Genomic DNA, 18,177 nt, shown 5'->3' on the forward strand with positions numbered 1-18,177 from the left:
CCCGGTGGATCGGGGGCGTACGGGCCCTACGGGTGGACGAGCACCTGGGACAGTGCCACACGTCCGGTGCCGGACGTCACGATCTTCACCGTGCGGGTGCGGCTGTCCAGGTCCAGGACGGTCGGGCGCAGTGCCTTCCCGCTGACGTGGATCGTTCCGTCGTCCGTGACCACGTCGAAGTCGGCGGTCGTGGACGAGGAGTTGTTCCAGATCTCGATCTGGCGGATGTGCCGCTCGCCGCCCAGGTCGACCTGCCACCAGGCGCCCGCCTCGGACAGTGTGCGGGTGTCCGTGTTGGTGTCGCCGTCCAGGGCGAGTGCCGCGCCCGCCGTGCCCTCGGTGGAGGACTGGGTGGCGGTGCCGGTGCGGGCCAGGTCGGTGCGCAGCTGCTCGACCGGACCGCCGTGGGCGCCCGCCCGGCCCGCGACGGCCAGCGCCTCGGCCGGCAGCCGGTCCAGGCCGGTGAGGTTGTCCGTCATGACCGAGCCGGTGCCGCCGAGGGTGGGTGCGGCGGTGTCGGTCCAGTTGCCGCGGGCGGTGTTCTGGATTCCGTAGTCCGCCCAGTTCGACACCCACTTGTAGCCGATGCGGGTGATGACGTTCTTCTCGACGAGGATGTGCGAGGACTGTTCGTCGAGGTAGATGCCGTTGCCGTCGCGCTCGGTGTTCCCGAAGGCGGAGCGGTTGATGTAGTTGCCGGAGACGACCGTGCCCGGCTGCGAGCCCTGGGTGTAGATCGCCCCGCCGTCGTGCTGCGCCTGAGCGACCTCCATGACGTGGGTGATCCGGTTGTCCGTCACCTTGTTGTCACGCAGGACGGACTTCTGCGACTCGGGCTGGTTCCAGCCCCAGCCGACCGAGATCCCGGAGTACGGGAGGTGGTCCAGGCTGTTGTGGTCGACGGTCAGCCCGGCCTCGTACCCGGCCCAGATGCCCACCGAGTCGGTGTACTCGACGCCGGAGCGGGTGATGGTGTTGTACGCGACGGTGTTCCGCTCCCCCGCGAGCGCCGCCGACGGCATGGGCTCGGTGTCGCCCACGTAGACGGCGCCGGAGGACAGATCGGTGAAGGACGAGCGGGTCACGGAGCTTTCCTTGGTGCCCGCTTCGAGGATCGCGCCCGCCCCGCCGAGCCGGCTGAACCGGGCGTTGTCGATGCTGACGCGCTGTCCGCCGCGGACGGTCACCGCGGCGGACGGCTTGGTGTAGAAGCGGCCGGCGTGGTCGACGGGGCCGGTGGCTCCGGTCAGGGTGAGACCGGCCTGCATGCCCGCGTAGCCCTCGTCGGTCCCGGGCTGCCGGTAGGCCGCGTACGCGAAGCCGATCCCGCTGACGGTGATGTCATGGGCGCCGTCGACGACGAGCAGCTGTTCGGTGTGCGGGGTGACGGCCCGCACGTGGCGCATGTTCTCGCCCTTGCGCGGCAGGTAGGTGACGGTGCGGTCCTTCGAGTTCCAGACGAACTCGCCCGGCTGGTCTAGGAGTTCGGGGGCGTTCTCGAAGAAGGCGACGCCGCTGTAGCGGGTGGAGTCGACCGTGGTGGAGTCCCAGGCGGGGCCGGTGCGGTTCGTGCCGCTCGCCGAGTTGGTCCAGCAGGGCTGGGCGAAGGTCATGACATCGCCGTTCACGGCCGTGATCCGGCAGTGGTAGTTGCGCCAGCGGACCCGGATGACGGCTTCGGCGTCGGTGGGGCGCTGCCAGTCGGCGATGCCCGTGGCGACCGCGCCGGTCATGCCGGTCTTCGTGGCGTCGCAGGTGCTCGCCGCGCAGGCCTCGCCGCGGGCGCGGGTGGCGCGCCTGCCGTCGACGAAGAGCTGGCGCGGGGTGACGCCGGACGGGACCTCGGCGGTCCAGGTGCCGTCGGTGTTCTGCTGCCAGCCGGTGATGTCCTGTCCGCCGGAGAGGACGGGGCGGGCGCCGGGCGCCGCGCTCCAGGTGACGGTGTGGCCGTCCTTCCCGGAGTCGGCGGCGCCGAGCCTCAGAGGCTGGTCGAGCTGGTACGTGCCGTTCTTCAGGAGTACGCGGACGTCGTGGCCGGTCTCGGTTCGGGCCAGGTCGCGGGCGCCCTCGGGGGTGCAGGGGCGGGCGACCGTGCAGGATGTGCCGTGTCCGTCCGGGGCCGCGTACAGGGTGCGGGCACCGGGCGCCGCCTGGGCGGTGGGGGCGACGAGCAGTGCGGCCAGGAAGGCGGCGGAGGCGGCAGCGGCGGTTCCTCGTACGACGTTCAGGGAGTGGCGGTTCACGCGGTGGCCTTCCAGTCGGGGTGGCCGGGCATGGGCGGGTTCACGGCTCCGAAGAGCCAGTCGCGCAGGAACGGGTCGAGGGACTTGTCGCCGGTGACGTCGACGGTGTGCCGGATGAAGGCCTCGCTGGTGTACGTGGAGTCCTTGAAGCGCTTCACCCACTCGCGCATGACCCGGTCGAACTTCCGCTGACCGATCCGGAGGCTGAGGGCGTACAGGACGAGGGCTCCGCCGTCGTAGATGTTGGTGCCGCCGAGCGCCTTGGGCAGTCCGGGCGGGCCGTCGGCGGCGCGGACCGCGTCGAGCTTCTCGTACGTCGCCTTCATCTTGTCCTCGAAGACCGACCAGCCGCGCTCCTCGCCGTACAGACCGGCGTAGTACACGGCGGGGCCCTCGTTGAGCCAGGCCTGCTGCCAGTCGTTGGGGGTGACGGAGTCACCGAACCACTGGTGGACCAGTTCGTGGACCATGGTGGTCTCGTAGCCGGGCCGGCCGTTGGCGTTGAGCTTGAACCAGTTGGTGGAGAACAGGGAGAGGGTCTGGTTCTCCAGGGCGTCGGTGTAGCCGTCGTAGATGTGCACGCCGTAGACGGAGAACGGGTAGCGGCCGAACTTGGCCTCCAGCCAGGCCAGATGGTCCGCGGTACGGGCGACGATCGGCCCGTACTTGTCCTCCTGGCCCTGGGGGACGATGTGGCGCAGCGGGAGTCCGCGGTGGCTGGTGCCGTAGAGGTAGGTGCCCTTGACGACGGCGATGCCGATGAGTTCGGTCGCCATGCGCTCGCGCAGGGCGAAGTGCCAGACGGTGGAGCCGTCGCTGCGCGGGGTCTTGTGGAGGAGCTCGCCGTTGGCGGCGGCGACGTAGCCCTGCGGGGCGCTGATGTGGAAGGTCCACGTCGCCTTGTCGGACGGGGTGTCGTTGCAGGGCAGGAAGGTGTCGGCACGGGAGGACTGGGCGGCGGAGGCGAAGCCGCCGTCCGTGCCGAACTTCCAGCCGGTCAGGCCGAGTCGGGGCGCCTTGCCGTTGCCCCGGTAGCGGATCTCGGCGGTGAACGCCTGGCCGTTGTGGAGCGGTCGGTCGGGCGTGACGGTGAGTTCCTGTCCGCTCTTGCCGGGCGCGAGCGCCCAGGTCGCGGGGCGGCCGGCGACGGTGACGGAGTCGATGGTGTGGCCGTCGGTGTCCAGGTTGAACGCGGAGAGGTCCTGGGTGGCCTTGGCGTTGATCCGCACCACGGCGGTGAAGTCGTAGGTGACCGGGGTGAAGTCGAAGGTCAGGTCGTAGTGGACGACCTGGTACCCCCCGTTGCCGAGGGTCGGGAAGAGCGGGTCGCCGACGCCGTCGGAGCCGGGCTTCGGGTCGAAGCCGTGCGGCTGTGCGAGGGCGGTCGAACCGAGTGCGGGTACGGCGACGGCTGCGGCGACCGCCGCACCGCCGAGCTTCAGGGCCGAGCGTCGCGTCGTCACTTCTTCCCCTTCTGGAAGGCTTCCTCGAACTCGCCGCGGGCCTGCTCGCCGCCCTTGGCCAGGTAGTCCTTGACGAGCTGGTCGTAGGCGGACATGGGCTTGCGGCCGGAGATGATGTCCTTCAGCCCGTCGCCCTTCAGCGTGTTGAGGCTGCCGGTGCCCTTGGAGTCCCAGGTGGGCGAGGAGTACTGGAGCACCGGGTCCGGCACCATCATCGGGATCATCTTGGTGAAGGCGTCATGGACGTGCCGGACGCCCTGCTCCGAGTCGGCGCTGAAGATGGCCGGGACGGCGGAGGCCATGAACTTCCAGGGCACGGTGACGTCCTGGGTGCCCTGCTTGGTGAGCGCCGGGTTGCCCTTGGCGTCGCGGGTGAAGTCCTTGCCCTCCACGCCGTAGTTGATGAGCGTGTACTCCTGGCTGCCGAACGGGGACGCGGCGAAGTCGGCGAGGGCCAGGATCTCCTTGACGCGGTCCCCGGACGCCTTCTTGACGTGGGTGTTCTCCAGCTTGACGTTGTCCATCCAGGCGACGGCGTCCTTGCCCACCGGCACGAACGGGCGCGGGTCGTACTTCTTGTCGATCGCCTTCATGGCGGCGACGTAACCGACTCCGGGCGCCAGGTAGCTGGGCATACCGTCGAGGACGTAGGCGCCCTTGCCGTTCTTGAACATGTCCGTGTACTGGGCCTTCTGCGCCCCGGACATCTGGAGGGTGCCCGGGTAGTAGCAGCCGGCCTTGTACAGCAGCCGGGCGGTCTCCACCGCCTTGCGGTACTCCGGGGTCTCCAGGTCCAGGGTGAACTTGCCGGTCTTCTCGTCCAGCCGCCAGCCACCGGGCGCACCCGCCGACATGGCGAGCATGCTGGTCGCGCCCGCGATGATGGCGTACTGGTCCTTCTTGGGCCGGGTCAGTTCCTTGCAGACCTCGACGAGCCGGTCCAGGTCGGTGATCTGGTCGAGGCTGGTGACACCGACCTCCTCGAACAGATCGTGGCGGTAGAAGCCCGCACCACCGGTGCCGGTCCTGGCGATCGGGATGCCGTAGAGCTTCCCGCCGAAGATCGCGGCCTGCCAGGCGGCCTTCGGGATCGCCGCCAGGTTCGGGTAGTCCTTGACCTTGTCCCCGGCCAGGTACGGGGTCAGGTCGGCGCACTTGGCCTGGAGGAAGGCAGCCTTGTTGTCGACGCCACCGGTCTCGGGGTACATGAAGATGTCGGGCAGGCTGTCGCTGGCGACCATGGTGGAGAACTTGGTGCCGTAGTCGTCGGCGGGGACGGCAGTGATGTTCACCTGGCCGCCGAGGAGCTTCTCGATCTCCTGCCAGGCGGCGTTGCTGCCGCGCGAGGGCGGCGGCGGGGAGAAGGTCTCCATCGTCGCGCTGATCGGCTTCGCCCCCTTGAGCGGGGTGCCCTTCGTGGCGCGCAGCGGCTTGGCCGGGTAGCTGAAGTAGCCCTGTGGAACGCCGGCCGCGGTGCCCGCCAGGTCGGGGTTGAGACCGATGTTGCGGACCGCGGTGTTGGGCAGCAGCGAGGCGCTCTTGGCCTCGGCCTTCGCGGTCGTGCCGCCGTCGCCGCAGGCGGCGAGCAGCGGGGCGGCGGCCAGTCCCAGACCGACGCCCGCACCCATGCGGAACAGCGCTCTGCGGTTGATGGGGGTGGAGCTCGACACCTGAATCTCCTTGAGAGAGGGGAAGGAAGGAGTGGGGGGCGGCGGTTGCGCTCAGAACCGTCGGGTGGCCTCTCAGCCCTTGACGGCGCCGGTGAGCACGCCCTTGGTGAAGTAGCGCTGGAGGAACGGGTAGACGCAGAGGATCGGTACGACGGCGATCACCAGGACCGCCATCTGCACGGCCTGCTGCGGGGCGAGCACCTCGCCGGCGGAGGCGGCGTTCAGGCTCTGGCCCTGGAGCACATAGGTGCGCAGCACCATCGGCAGCGGCCATTTGTCGGAGTCGTTGAGGTACAGGAGCGCGTTGAAGAAGGCGTTCCAGTACGTCACCGCGTAGAAGAGGCTGATCACGGCGAGGACGGCCTTGGACAGCGGCAGGACGATCCGCACCAGCACTCGGAAGTCGCCCGCGCCGTCGACCTTCGCCGCGTCGTACAGCTCCTCGGGCAGGTTCATGAAGAAGGAGCGCAGGACGACCAGGTTGAACGCACTGACCAGGGTGGGCATGACGAGCGCCGCATAGGTGTCGTACAGGCCGAGCCCCTTGACCAGCAGGAAGTTCGGGATGATGCCCGCGTTGAAGAGCATCGTGAACAGGGCCGTCATCAGGATGAAGCGGGAGCCGGTGACGTCGCGGCGGGAGAGCCCGTACGCCATGCCGACGGTGACCAGGAGGCTGGCGAGGGTGCCGAGGACCGTGATGCCGACGGAGACGATCAGCGCGCGGGTGACGACTCCGCCGGTGAAGATGGTGCGGTAGGCGTCCAGGGTGGGGTGGTCCGGCCACAGGACGAGGCCGGAGCTCTTGATGATGTCGGTCTGCGAGGCGAAGCTCGTGCCGATGACGCCGACCAGCGGGTAGGCGACGGCGAGGACGACCACGACGATGGCTATCGCCTTGGCTGTCTGGCCGATGCGGGTCGGCCGTTCCATCCACGGGGGCCGGCCGTCGGACTTCCCGGCGGGTGCGGGGCGGGGCGCCGGTGCGGTGGATTCCGTTGTGGCGCGCGTCTTCTCAGCGGTCAGCACCGCGGTACACCCCTTCGTGGCCGAGTCGGTGGGCGAACTTGTTCGCGCCCAGGACGAGTGCGGTGCCGATGACCGCCTTGACGAGTCCGACGGCGGCGGCTACGCCCCAGTCGTTGTCCTTGATGCCGTGGTAGTAGACGTAGGTGTCGAGGACCTCACCGGCGTCCGGGCCGACCGCGTCGCGCTGGAGCAGGATCTGCTCGAAGCCGACGGAGAGGATCTGCCCGAGGTTGAGGATCAGCAGCAGGATGAGTACGGGGGCGATGCCCGGCAGGGTCACGTGCCACAGGCGGCGGCGCGGTCCGGCGCCGTCGATGGCGGCGGCCTCGTACTGCTGCTTGTCGATGTTCAGCAGCGCGGCGAGGATGATGATCGTGCCCCAGCCGGCGTCCTTCCAGGCCACCTGGAGGGTCAGCAGCCAGGGGAAGGCGTCGGGGTCGCTCATCATGTCGTAGCGCGGCAGCCCCATTCCGCCCAGGACGTCGGGCAGGAGCCCGGCACCGCCCAGGATCTGCTGGAAGATCGAGACGATGATGACCCAGCCGATGAAGTGCGGCAGGTAGACGACGCTCTGCACGAAGCGCCTGATCCGGTCGCTGGCGATGCTGTTGAGCAGCAGCGCCAGGGCGATCGGGATCGGGAAGAAGAACACCAGCTGGACGAGGGCGATCTCCAGGGTGTTGAACGTCGCGGACCAGAAGGCCGGCTCGCTGAACGCCGCGGAGAAGTTGGCGAACCCCACCCAGACGCTGTGCATGTAGCCGAGGTACGGCTGGTAGTCCTGGAACGCCACGACATAGCCGAGCAGCGGTACGTAGTGGAAGACGATGAAGTACAGCAGGCCGGGCAGGGTGAGCAGCAGCATCACCCGGTCCCGCTTGATCCGCTGCCAGAGGCTCAGCCGGCGCTGTGCGACAACGGCCCCGGCAGCGGGCGGGGAGGGTGTTTCAGCCTTCTGCCGCCGCTTTTCCCGCGGCAACGGGGGTGCTGTTTCAGCCATGGTGCGTCCTGTTCGGCTGGGTGGCGCGTGGTGGGCCTTCTGGGGCCGCAAGTTAGTAAGCGGTTAACCCAAGCGTCAAGAGATCCAGGCAAATGTCGTTGAGCCGCGATGTCCCGGCGGCCGAATCCAGCACCACTAACCCACAAATATGCTCCCTATTTGGACAGTTGAAGCGAGCGGGAGCTTGACGGTCGGCCACCACGCTCCTTAGCGTGCCGGTCAATCCATAGAACGCGATTACTGTCCGGAGGCAGGGTGCGAACCACCGAAGAGGCACCGGCGCATTCCGGTAGCGATGCCGCGACACCGTCCCCGCGACGGCCGCGCACGCTCCTGGTCATGAGCCCCGGACTGCTGGACGACGTCTTTCCGCCACCGGTGCGGGCCTGTCTGGAGGAGACCGCCGAGCTGCTCAATCCGTCCGTGATCAGCGAGTTCGACTCCCCGGAGGCCTCGGCGGCACTTCGTGGCGCGGAGGTCCTGCTCACCGGCTGGGGCTGCCCGCCCGTCGATGCCGCGCTGCTGGACCGGGCGCCCGCGCTGCGAGCCGTGATCCATGCGGCCGGCACGGTGAAAACTTTTCTGTCCCCGGTTGCGTTCGATCGCGGGATCGTCGTCTCGTCGGCCGCCGCCGCCAACGCCGTACCCGTCGCCGAGTACACCCTGGCGGCGATCATCATGGGCGCCAAGCGCGTCTTCCCGCTGGCCGGGCTCTTCCGCACCCGGCGCACCCACCGCACCGGCGCCGATCTCGACCGCCAGCACTGGCTAGGCACGCACGGGCTGACCATCGGCGTCGTCGGGGCCTCCCGGATCGGCCGGCGGGTCATCGAACTCCTGCGGGTCCTCGACGTGGAGGTGCTGCTCCACGACCCCTATGTCAGTGCGGCCGAGGCGGAACTGCTCGGCGTCACCCCCACCGACCTCGACACCCTGGTGGCGACCAGCGACGTGGTGACCGTCCACGCCCCCGACACCCCGGAGACCCGCGGGATCATCGACGCCCGCAGGATCGGCCTGATGCGCCCCGGCACCCTGCTCGTCAACACCTCGCGCGGCCCGCTGGTGGACACCGAGGCACTGACCGGGCACCTGGTCAGCGGGCGGCTGGACGCGGTCCTCGACGTGACTTCGCCCGAGCCGCTGCCGGACGGCCACCCCCTGTGGGACCTGCCGAACGTCTTCCTCACCCCGCACCTGGCCGGCGCCCAGGGCAACGAGGTCGGCCGACTGGGAGCCCTCGCGGTCGACGAACTGGTCCGGTACGCGCACGGCACACCGTTCGACCACCCTGTGCAACGGGCCGATCTGGGGAGGATCGCGTGAGCCCCTCCCCCGCACAGGCTCTAGGCTCGTCGTCACACAACAGCCACCAGGGGGTGAGCCGGATGCGCCGGCAGAGCACGGCCGGGGACGGACAACGGCGGGCGACGGTCACCGACGTCGCACGGCGCGCAGGCGTCTCGACGGCCACCGTCTCCCGCGTACTGAACCGCAACTACCCGGTCGCCGAGGCGACCCGGGAGCGGGTCGAGTCCGCGATGCGCGAGCTGGGCTATGTCGTCAATGCCCATGCCCGAGCCCTGGCCGGCGTCTCCAACCGCACCGTCGGGATCATCGTCAACGAGGTCATCGACCCCTTCTACGCTTACATCGCGCGCGGTGTGGAGCGGGAGGCCGCGCTCGGCGGACGGCTCTGTCTGGTCTGCTGCACCCAGGGCGACCCGCAGCGGGAGCTGGCCTTCATCGATCTGATGCACGAGCGCCGGGCGGACGCGGTGGTCGTGGTCGGCGGCTCCATCGCGGACCGCGGCTACACCAGCGAACTGGCCCGCAGGGCACGCGAGCTGGACGCGGGCGGATCGAAGCTGGTGCTGTGCGGCAGGCCGCCGCTGGACGAGGAGGCCCCGACCGTCGCGGTCGAGTACGACAACGAGGGCGGCGCCTTCGCCATCACCGACCATCTGCTGATGCAGGGCCACGAACGGATCCTCTACCTCGCCGGCCCGCCCAAGCTCTCCACCACCCGCGACCGACTGACCGGATACCAGCGGGCGCTGCGACTGCGCGGCATCGAACCGGACCCCGACCTGGTCCGGCCCGGCGCCTTCAGCCGCAACTTCGGCTACCGGAAGATGGCCGAAGTGCTGCGGGACGGGCCGGACTTCACCGCCGTCTTCGCGGCCAACGACATGGTGGCGGCGGGCGCGGCCCAGGCCCTGGAGGAGGCCGGGATCCGGGTGCCGCAGGACGTGTCACTGGTGGGGTACGACGACATTCCGGTGGCCCAGGAGCTACGGCCGCGGCTGACCACCGTCCACATCCCCCTGGAGGAGATGGGACGCCAGGCCGTACGGCTGGCCGTGAGCGGCGGAGACGAGGACGACTGGCGCGAACCCACCACGGGCGCGCTGCGGCTCGGCACCCACATCGTGGTACGCGATTCCGTCGCGCCGAGGCCTGGCCGTTCCGCCGGGATGTGACCGGTTACTTCCCGCCTGTCCGCAGTTGGCCATAGAAAATAACAGTAACTTCTTGTCACCCCTTGCCTCCCCATAGCAACCGCTTACATGCTGGCGCCGAGCAGCACCGTTCCGCACGCTTCCGCCCTCACTCGTTTCCGCAGGGAGTTCCGCATGCGCATGCCCACAGACCCCGCCGGCTCCGCCACCACTTCTTCCGCCGCCTCCTCCCCCGTCGGCCGGCGTTCCGTTCTCGCCGCGGCCGCCGCGGCCGGGGCGGCCCTCGCACTCGGCGCCGCGACCGGAACGGCTCGGGCCGCCACGTCCGGCACCGCCACGGAGCGCGCGGCCGGCCGACCGGTCAAGCTGACCCTGACGGCCCGGCCCGCCGCCGAGGCCGAGCGGCTGCGGCTCGGACAGGCCCTGCGCGGCTCGGAGTTCCAGCCCACCGGCCTGCACGTCCCGGCCGGCACCCCGCTCTCCCTCACCGTCCAGCCGCACGACGATCTGCTGCCCACCCTCTGGATCGGCGCCTGGGACTACTACGGCGAGATCACCGAGCCGCGCAGCTATCCGCTGACCGCGGGGGCCAACACCGTCACGGACCCGCACGGCGGGCCGGTCTACCTCACCCTGACGGGCCGCGGCGAGCAGGCCGGTGTGCTGTTCCGCTCCGGTGCCGTCCCCATGCCCGTCTTCACCCTGGGCCGCACCTCCGAGGCCGACTACCAGCAACAGCTGGACACGCTCACCACCTCGCCGTACGTCGAACTGCACGCGCCGAACACCATCATGACGCTCACTCGCGAGGGCGCGCTGCTGTACCGCGGCGAGGACCACGCCGCACTGCTCGGGCTGGTCGAGACGATCATCGACTCCCACGCCCGGATCAGCGGTCTGGACGGCTCGAAGCCGGTGCACCGGCGCAAGGCCGGGCCGTACCACTTCACCGAGGTCAGCAAGGTGCCCAGCGGTGTCGGCGCCTACGCCACCCATGGCTACAACGGCTTCCCTCGCGCCTACCTGGACCGGGCCACGACCGTGGAGGGGCTGCGGACCCGGGGCTGGGGGCTCTACCACGAACTCGGCCACCTCCACCAGCAGATGGCGTACAAGCCCGGCGGTCTGACCGAGGTCACGGTCAACATCTACTCGCTGGCCGCGCAGCGCACCCTGAAGCAGCCGTCCAACCTCCTCACCGTCGACCCGAAGACGGGTCTCACCTACTTCGAGTCGGCGCGGCTGAAGTTCGGCACGGCCGGGCTGACGTACGAGAAGTCCTTCGGCGCGTACGAGAAGCTCGTCCCGCTGCGTCAGCTGGAGCTGGCGTTCGGCGACGACTTCTGGCCCCGGATGCACAAGCTGGTCCGCGAGGAGAACCCGCAGTCCGACTACACCGAGAACGACAAGCGCTACCGGGCTCTCGCCATCTACTCCAGCCGTGTCGCTGGCTACGACCTCACGGACTTCTTCGTGAACACCTGGGCGTTCCCGATCGACGCCACGGGCCGGGCCGAGCTGGCCGCACTGAACCTTCCGAAGCCGCCCGTCGACCCGTCCACGATGGCCGACTGACCGCTGTGACAAGGGAGTTCACCGTGAACCTGAGCAGACGCACTCTGCTCGCGGCGAGCAGTGCCACCGCCGTCGCCCTCATGACCCCGGCCGGCGCGGCACACGCCTCGCCCGTCGCGGAAGCATCCGGCGGAGCCACAGCCGCACCCACCGCCGGCTTCGACACACTGCTCCAGCGGGCCGAATCCCTGCTCACCGGCGGCGGATTCGACCCGGCCGACCCCGACTTCGCCACCGCCGTCGCGGCCCTGGACACCACGGCCGCAAAGCTGTGGGACACCCTCGACCGCAGCGCCGGCCGCACCGCGCTCTGGCCGGACCTCGCACCAATCACCGACCCGGGCAACTTCGGCCAGAGCTACACCCGGCTGCGCACCGTCGCGACCGCCTGGGCCACCGGGGGCACCTCCCTCGCCGGGTCCACGCAGGTGGCGGACGCCCTCGTCGCCGCGCTGCGCTTCACCCACGACACCGCGTACAACGCGGCCAGGCGCGAGACCGGCAACTGGTGGTTCTGGGAGATCGGCGCCCCGCGTGCGCTGATGGACTGCTCCGTCATCCTGCGCGACCGGCTTCCGGCAGCCGACCTGGCGGACTATCTGGCGGTCGTCGACCGGTTCTGCCCGGACGCAGACCGCCGTACCAACTCCCCCACGCTCTCCGAGACCGGGGCGAACCGCACCGACAAGGCGGTCATCGTCGCGCTGCGCGGGCTCCTGGGGCAGGACCCCGCCAAGCTCGTCTCGGCCCGCGACGCGCTCTCCGACGTACGCGACTCGGGCCGCAACAGCCTTTTCCAGTACACGAGTTCGGGTGACGGCTTCTACGAGGACGGCTCGTTCGTCCAGCACGACGTGGTGGCCTACACCGGTTCGTACGGCGTCGTGCTGCTGGGCGGCACGGCGTATCTGCTCGCTCTGCTGGCGGGCTCCGAGTGGGCGGTGGCCGACCCGAAGGTGTCGGTGATGTACGACGCCGTGGAGCGGACCTTCGCCCCGGTGGTCTTCGACGGGCTGATGATGGATTCGGTGCGCGGCCGGGCGATCTCCCGGGAGCGTGCCGGTGACCACCGCGACGGTGCGACGGCCCTGGCGGCGATCCTGCTGCTGGCGTCCGGCGCGCCCGCCGATTACGCGACGCGCTGGCGGTCACTGGTCAAGGGCTGGCTGACCCGCAACCGCACCACCCCCTTCGAGGGGCTCGCGACCATCCCGCAACTCGCCCTGGCCAAGGCCGTCCTGAACGACGAAGCCGTGCCGGCCGGACGGCGCTCCACGGGCAGCCACGTCTTCGCGGACATGGACCGCGTCGTGCACCGCCGCCCCGGCTGGGCCTGCGCTCTCTCGCTGTCGTCGAAGCGGATCTCGGCGTACGAGGCGGGCAACGGCGAGAACCTGCACGGCTGGTACACCGGCGACGGCATGACGTATCTGTACGACGGCGACGACCTCGGGCAGTTCAACGACGGCTTCTGGCCCACCGTCGATCCGTACCGCCTCCCCGGCACCACGGTCGACACCCGGCCGCGGACCGACCTCGGAACCGGCGCGGGTACGTCCACCTACCGTCCGGCCAACACCGTCGCGGGCGGTGCCGTGCTGGACGACCGGTACGGGGCCGCCGCCATGGAGGTGATCGGCGCCCAGGGCACCACCCTGCGGTCCAGGAAGTCCTGGTTCCTGCTCGACAACGCGGTGATCGCGCTCGGCGCGGGCATCACGGCGAGCGACGGCCGGCCGGTCGAGACGATCGTCGAGAACCGCAACCTGGGTACGGACGGACGCCACCGGCTGCTGGTCGACGGCATCCGCCTCCCCGTCGAGCAGGGCTGGAGCGGCGAGTTCGGCCGGGCCCGGTGGGCGCATGTCGACTCGGTTGGCGGCTATGTGTTCCCGGAGGGAACCGCCCTGCGTGCCCTGCGTGAGGAACGCACCGGCACCTGGCGGGCCATCGACACGGGTGCGGACACGGGCGGCAGCACCGACCCCGTCACCCGCCGCTACCTGACGCTCTGGACGGACCACGGCACTTCCCCCACCGATGCCCACTACGCCTATGTGCTGCTGCCGGGTGCGTCGGCCGCGGCGACCGCGGTGTGGTCGCGGTCCCGGCCGGTCCGGATCGTCGCCAACGACACCACCGCGCAGGCCGTGGAGGTGCGCCGGGCCGGGCTGACCGCGGTGAACTTCTGGGGCGCCGGAACGGCCGCCGGGATCACCGCGTCGGGCCCGGCGTCGGTGCTGGTGCGGCGCCAGGGCGGACAGGTCCGGGTCGCGGTCGCCGACCCGGGCCGGACGCTCACCACGCTCACGGTCGAACTCCCCTTCCCCGTGCGGTCGGTGGCACGGGCCGATGGTTCGGTGACTCTCGTCCCGGGCCGCAGGCCCGTGCTCACCGTCACCGTCGGCGGCTCACGCGGCCACACCCACCGAGCCGAACTCGTCCAGTAACCCATCCCGAGCATCACCCCCGAGGAGCAGCACCACCATGTCCGTCGCACCGCATCTGCAACTGCCGCCGCCCGACCGGCTCCTGTCGTCACGAACCGGCTGGACCCGGGCGCACTGGGAGGCGACCGCCGACCGGATGCTGGATGCGCTGGTGCCGTACGCGACCCCCGGCTTCGCCCAGTACCGGCTGCCCGGCCGCGGCAGCTGGTCGGGGGTCGTCTCGGACGGTCTCGAAGGGTTCGCCCGGTCGTTCCTGCTCGCCGCCTGCCGGATCGCGGGCGCGGGCGGGGCGGTGGACCCCGCACTGATCGAGCGGTACACGGCGGGCCTGGCCGCGGGCACGGACCCCGGGAGCGGGGAGGCGTGGCCGAGGCTGACGGACTGTTCGCAGCAGATGGTGGAGGCGGCGTCGGTCGCGGTGGCGCTGCACGAGACCCGGCCGTGGATCTGGGACCGGCTCGATGCCCGGGTGCAGGAGCGGGTCGTCGACTGGTTCTCCGGGTTCGTCGGCGGACGGACCTGGGACAACAACTGGCGGCTCTTCCAGGTGGTGTCCGAGCAGTTCCTCGCCTCGGTCGGCGCACCGTACAGCCGCTCCGACATCGAGTCGAACCTGGACAGGATCGAGGACTGGTACGTCGGTGACGGCTGGTACACCGACGGGGACGGCCGGAACTTCGACTACTACATCGGCTGGGCGATGCATCTGTACCCGCTGCTGTGGTCGCGAATGGCAGGTGCCGAGGACGGTGGCAGGACGGAGGTCTACCGGCAGCGGCTGAGCCGGTTCCTGGAGGACTATCAGCACTTCTTCGGATCCGACGGCGCGCCGGTCCACCAGGGCCGTTCGCTGACCTACCGGTTCGCGGCGCTGGCGCCGGTGTGGATGGGGGCGCTGGCCGACTGCACCCCGCTGGCGCCGGGGCTCACCCGCCGGCTCGCCTCGGGCACGATGCGGCACTTCGCGGAGCGCGGTGTGCCGGACGAGCGGGGGCTGCTGACGCTCGGCTGGTACGACACGTTCCTGCCGAGCACCCAGCCGTACTCCGGCCCCGCCTCACCGTACTGGGCGAGCAAGGGCTTCCTCGGGCTGCTGCTGCCGGCCGACCACGCCGTGTGGACGGCGCGCGAACTCCCGCTGCCCGTCGAGGAGTCCGACCAATACACCGCACTGCCCGCCACCGGCTGGCTGCTGCACGGCACCCGTGACGACGGCATCGTCCGGCTGATCAACCACGGCAGCGACCACAATCCGCCGTACGACGAGTCGGCCGACCTGTCCGAGGGCACCGAAGATCCGCACTACGCCCGGTTCGCGTACTCGACGGCGACGGCGCCCGAGGCCGCCCCGCACGCCGTGGCCCGCGCCATCGACGGCCATCTGGCGCTGCTGGCACCGGACGGCACCCCGTCACCGCGCCGCCGGATCCATCCGTTGCGCTGCGAGGATCGCGTCGCCGCCTCCTGGTACGCGGCCCGGCTGCCCGGTGACGATCACCCATACCGGATCGAGACGACGAGTGTGCTGCACGGCCCGTGGGAGTTCCGGGTGCACCGGGTCGAGGCGCCCGAGGGCGCGGTGGTACGGGAGGGCGGTCACGCGGTCGCCCATGCGGAGCGCCCGTTCGCCCTGTCGGGTCCGGACTGGGCCCTCGCCCGCACGGCCGACGGTCTGAGCAGCGCCCTGATCGGGCTGCACGGCTGGGACGGCGGCATCGAAGGGGCGGCCGTGGCACGTGATGTCCAGTCGAACGCGTACGGGCCGCACTCGGCGATTCCGTACCTCCGCAGCGGGCCGCACCCGGGCGGGCGGAGCATCCATGTCTCGCTGGTCGCCCTGTCCCGGGACGCCGTGCATCCGGAGGCGCTGCGCGACGCGGTGCGGGTGCGTGCGGGTGCGGACTCGGTGGTGCTGACCTTCCTGGACGGTACGACGGTCGAGGTCTGACCGCTGCCGGAGTCAGATTCCGCTGCCGTTGCCCTCCCGCTGGTCGATGTGGAAGACGAGCTCCATGGCCAGGGACTTGATCGTGTCGAGCCCCGCCCTGCCCCACGGGCGGGGCACGGTGTCGACCGCGCAGACGGCACCCAGAGCGACCCCCGTGCGGTCGATCAGGGGTGCGCCCAGATAGGAACGGATGCCTATCTCGTCGACCACCGGATTGCCGGCGAAGCGCGGGTAGTCGCAGACGTCCTCCAGGACGAGCGCCTTGCGCCGTACGACGACATGCGGGCAGTAGCCGCGGTCGAGCGCCACGTACCGGCCGCTGCGGCTGCTGCGCGCGGCAGTGGCGCCCAGGTCGGAGCCCTTGTGGGCGCCGCCGGGGGTGTGCAGCCCGGCGAAGAACTGCCGGTTGCCGTCGATGAAGTTGACCATCGAGAAAGGCACTTCGGTCACCTCGGCCACCCGGTCGGCGAAGGCGTCGAAGTTGTCGAACGACGCGTCGGGGCGCTCGCCGAGCCCGAGCGTCCTCAGCCGCTGGGTACGGACGAGGGCGTCGCCGTCGACGGGCGTGAGCAGCATGCGGCCGGTGGTGTCCCGGATCACGGGTGGGCTCCGAAACCGGTCAACGGGGCCGGGGCCGAGGTGGCGTTGATCAGGTGCTGGACCAGTGTGACCAGGGCCCCGGTGCCCGAGCTGGCGATCCGGGCGTCGCAGAGCACCACCGGTACGTCCGGGCCCAGGTCGAGTGCGGCCCGGATCTCCTCGGGCGCGTAGCGGTAGGCGCCGTCGAACTCGTTCACCGCGACGATGAATCCGATGCCGCGCCGCTCGAAGAAGTCGACGGCGGCGAAGCACTCCGCGAGCCTGCGGGTGTCCGCGATCACGACCGCTCCCAGCGCTCCCTGGGAGAGTTCGTCCCACATGAACCAGAAGCGTTCCTGGCCGGGGGTGCCGAACAGGTAGAGCACATGCTGCTCGTCGAGGGTGATGCGGCCGAAGTCCATCGCCACGGTGGTCGCGGTCTTGGACTCGATGCCTTCGAGGCTGTCGGTGGCGGCGCTGACCTGGGTCAGCAGCTCTTCCGTGCTGAGCGGTGCGATTTCGCTGACCGCGCCTACGAACGTCGTCTTGCCGACCCCGAACCCGCCCGCCACCAGCACCTTGAGCGCCACGGGAAACCCCTCTGAGACCATGGGGCCGCCGGGGTCACCGGGGCCCGGCTCGGCATCGTGGCCCGGAGCATCCGCGTAGCCCTGCGTGCCGCGGCGGTTCAGCGCGTCTCCGTAGCTCTGCGTGCCTCTGTGGTTCAGCGCGTCTCCGTAGCCCTGCGTGTCTCCGTAACTCTGCGCATCCCCGTAGCTGCGCGCATCCCCGTGGTTCCCCGGGTGTCCGTAGCTCTCCGGGCTGCCATAGCCCTCGGGCTGGCCGTAGCCGTTGTGACTTCCGTGGCCTTCGTGGCTTTCATGGCTTCCGAAGCCTTCGGGGCTTGCGTTGTTCTCGTACGCGGCAGAGCTGCCGAAGCCCTCAGAGCTGTCGTCGTAAGCCATCGAGCACTGCCTCCAGCAGAGATCGGTCGGTGGGCATGTCATGGAAGGCGGGTGGGTGCGCGGTCACTGCCCCGCAGTCGACCAGGTCGGAGACGAGCACCTTGGTGACGACTGCGGGAAGCCGCAGATGGGCGGCGATCTCGGCCACCGATGTGGGGCCGCCGCACAGCCCCAGCGCGACGGAGTGCTCGGGACCGAGATGCATCTGCGGCTCGGTCCCCGTGGCCATGATCAGGGAGAGCAGGTCGAGCACGGTCGTGGGACGGGTCCGGCCGTTGCTCACGGTGTACGGGCGAATCAGCCGGCCGGCCGCGTCGTCGAGCAACGGCCCGTCCTGCGGGACCGACACCCTCACAGCCCCATGGCGCCCGGTGACCCGGCCGCTTGTCTGACCGGGGTCATCAGATAGGGCCGGACGCTCTTGACCAGCATGGTCATCTCGTAGCCGAGCACCGCCGCGTCCGCCTCGCGTCCGGCGAGGACGGCGAGGCAGGTGCCGGACCCGGCGGTGGAGACGAACAGCAGGGTCGAGTCGAGCTCGACCACCACCTGCCGTACCTCGCCGCTGTCGCCGAAGCGCGCTCCCGCGCTGCGGCCGAGCGAGTACAGGCCGGCGGCCAGCGCCGCCATGTGGTCGGCGCTGTCGGCGTCCATGCCATGAAGGGATTTCACCAGCCCGTCGGCGGAGAGGAGGACCGCGCTGCGTGTGTACGGGACGCGCTGGACCAGGCCGCTCAGCAGCCAGTCGAGGTCCGAGGCCGGACCGGACGGCATATCGGTCGCCATGGTGCAT

At 70.4% G+C, this 18,177-nt stretch carries 14 protein-coding genes; 5 read left to right on the forward strand and 9 right to left on the reverse strand.

Going from position 1 to position 18,177, the window contains the following annotated elements; translation table 11 throughout:
- Positions 1-26: 26 nt before the first annotated feature.
- The 5 genes from ACFYY7_RS31400 to ACFYY7_RS31420 all read right to left on the reverse strand — a co-directional run bounded on the left by ACFYY7_RS31400 (position 27) and on the right by ACFYY7_RS31420 (position 7,405).
- Positions 27-2,243, reverse strand: coding sequence for a right-handed parallel beta-helix repeat-containing protein (locus tag ACFYY7_RS31400; RefSeq protein ID WP_388667092.1), 2,217 nt, complete (start codon positions 2,241-2,243; stop codon positions 27-29).
- Positions 2,240-3,706, reverse strand: coding sequence for a M1 family metallopeptidase (locus ACFYY7_RS31405; RefSeq protein WP_388667094.1), 1,467 nt, complete (start codon positions 3,704-3,706; stop codon positions 2,240-2,242). The genes ACFYY7_RS31400 and ACFYY7_RS31405 overlap by 4 nt, the downstream gene beginning before the upstream one ends.
- Positions 3,703-5,376 carry an extracellular solute-binding protein gene (locus ACFYY7_RS31410; RefSeq protein WP_388667097.1) on the reverse strand — a complete coding sequence of 558 codons (1,674 nt, stop codon included), beginning with the start codon at positions 5,374-5,376 and terminating at the stop codon, positions 3,703-3,705. Before ACFYY7_RS31410 ends, ACFYY7_RS31405 begins: the two co-directional genes overlap by 4 nt.
- 72 nt (positions 5,377-5,448) lie before the next feature.
- The gene (locus ACFYY7_RS31415) at positions 5,449-6,309 is read right to left on the reverse strand and encodes a carbohydrate ABC transporter permease (protein WP_266733441.1); all 861 of its coding nucleotides are present in this window, start codon (positions 6,307-6,309) and stop codon (positions 5,449-5,451) included.
- An 82-nt stretch (positions 6,310-6,391) separates the two neighbouring features.
- Positions 6,392-7,405: an ABC transporter permease gene (locus ACFYY7_RS31420; RefSeq protein WP_388667100.1), complete on the reverse strand. Its 1,014-nt coding sequence runs from the start codon at positions 7,403-7,405 to the stop codon at positions 6,392-6,394.
- Positions 7,406-7,744: 339 nt separating this feature from the next.
- Here ACFYY7_RS31420 and ACFYY7_RS31425 point away from each other — a divergent pair, with 339 nt between their 5' ends.
- The 5 genes from ACFYY7_RS31425 to ACFYY7_RS31445 all read left to right on the forward strand — a co-directional run bounded on the left by ACFYY7_RS31425 (position 7,745) and on the right by ACFYY7_RS31445 (position 15,840).
- The gene (locus ACFYY7_RS31425) at positions 7,745-8,731 is read left to right on the forward strand and encodes a hydroxyacid dehydrogenase (RefSeq protein WP_388667103.1); all 987 of its coding nucleotides are present in this window, start codon (positions 7,745-7,747) and stop codon (positions 8,729-8,731) included.
- A 62-nt stretch (positions 8,732-8,793) separates the two neighbouring features.
- Positions 8,794-9,888, forward strand: a complete 1,095-nt coding sequence (locus tag ACFYY7_RS31430; RefSeq protein WP_388667187.1) for a LacI family DNA-binding transcriptional regulator — start codon at positions 8,794-8,796, stop codon at positions 9,886-9,888.
- A 153-nt stretch (positions 9,889-10,041) separates the two neighbouring features.
- Positions 10,042-11,442 (forward strand): M60 family metallopeptidase, encoded by a 1,401-nt coding sequence (locus ACFYY7_RS31435; RefSeq protein ID WP_388667106.1) that lies wholly within the window; start codon positions 10,042-10,044, stop codon positions 11,440-11,442.
- A 23-nt stretch (positions 11,443-11,465) separates the two neighbouring features.
- Entirely contained in the window at positions 11,466-13,892 is a 2,427-nt protein-coding gene (locus ACFYY7_RS31440; RefSeq protein WP_388667108.1) for a polysaccharide lyase 8 family protein, read from the forward strand.
- Between the two features lie 37 nt (positions 13,893-13,929).
- A complete protein-coding gene (locus ACFYY7_RS31445; protein ID WP_388667111.1) occupies positions 13,930-15,840 on the forward strand; it encodes a DUF2264 domain-containing protein in 1,911 nt (636 codons plus the stop codon).
- Positions 15,841-15,852: 12 nt separating this feature from the next.
- Here ACFYY7_RS31445 and ACFYY7_RS31450 read toward each other — a convergent pair whose 3' ends face one another.
- The 4 genes from ACFYY7_RS31450 to ACFYY7_RS31465 form a co-directional block, all read right to left on the reverse strand.
- Positions 15,853-16,416 (reverse strand): GAF domain-containing protein, encoded by a 564-nt coding sequence (locus ACFYY7_RS31450; protein ID WP_388667190.1) that lies wholly within the window; start codon positions 16,414-16,416, stop codon positions 15,853-15,855.
- Positions 16,417-16,436: 20 nt separating this feature from the next.
- Complete coding sequence (locus tag ACFYY7_RS31455) at positions 16,437-17,030, reverse strand: ATP/GTP-binding protein (RefSeq protein ID WP_388667193.1); 594 nt, start codon at positions 17,028-17,030, stop codon at positions 16,437-16,439.
- A gap of 331 nt (positions 17,031-17,361) precedes the next feature.
- Positions 17,362-17,733, reverse strand: coding sequence for a DUF742 domain-containing protein (locus tag ACFYY7_RS31460; RefSeq protein ID WP_351259008.1), 372 nt, complete (start codon positions 17,731-17,733; stop codon positions 17,362-17,364).
- Positions 17,734-17,735: 2 nt separating this feature from the next.
- Positions 17,736-18,170, reverse strand: a complete 435-nt coding sequence (locus tag ACFYY7_RS31465) for a roadblock/LC7 domain-containing protein (protein WP_388667114.1) — start codon at positions 18,168-18,170, stop codon at positions 17,736-17,738.
- Between the last annotated feature and the right edge of the window lie 7 nt (positions 18,171-18,177).

It is taken from the genome of Streptomyces sp. NPDC001933, from assembly GCF_042890955.1.
GTDB lineage: Bacteria > Actinomycetota > Actinomycetes > Streptomycetales > Streptomycetaceae > Streptomyces.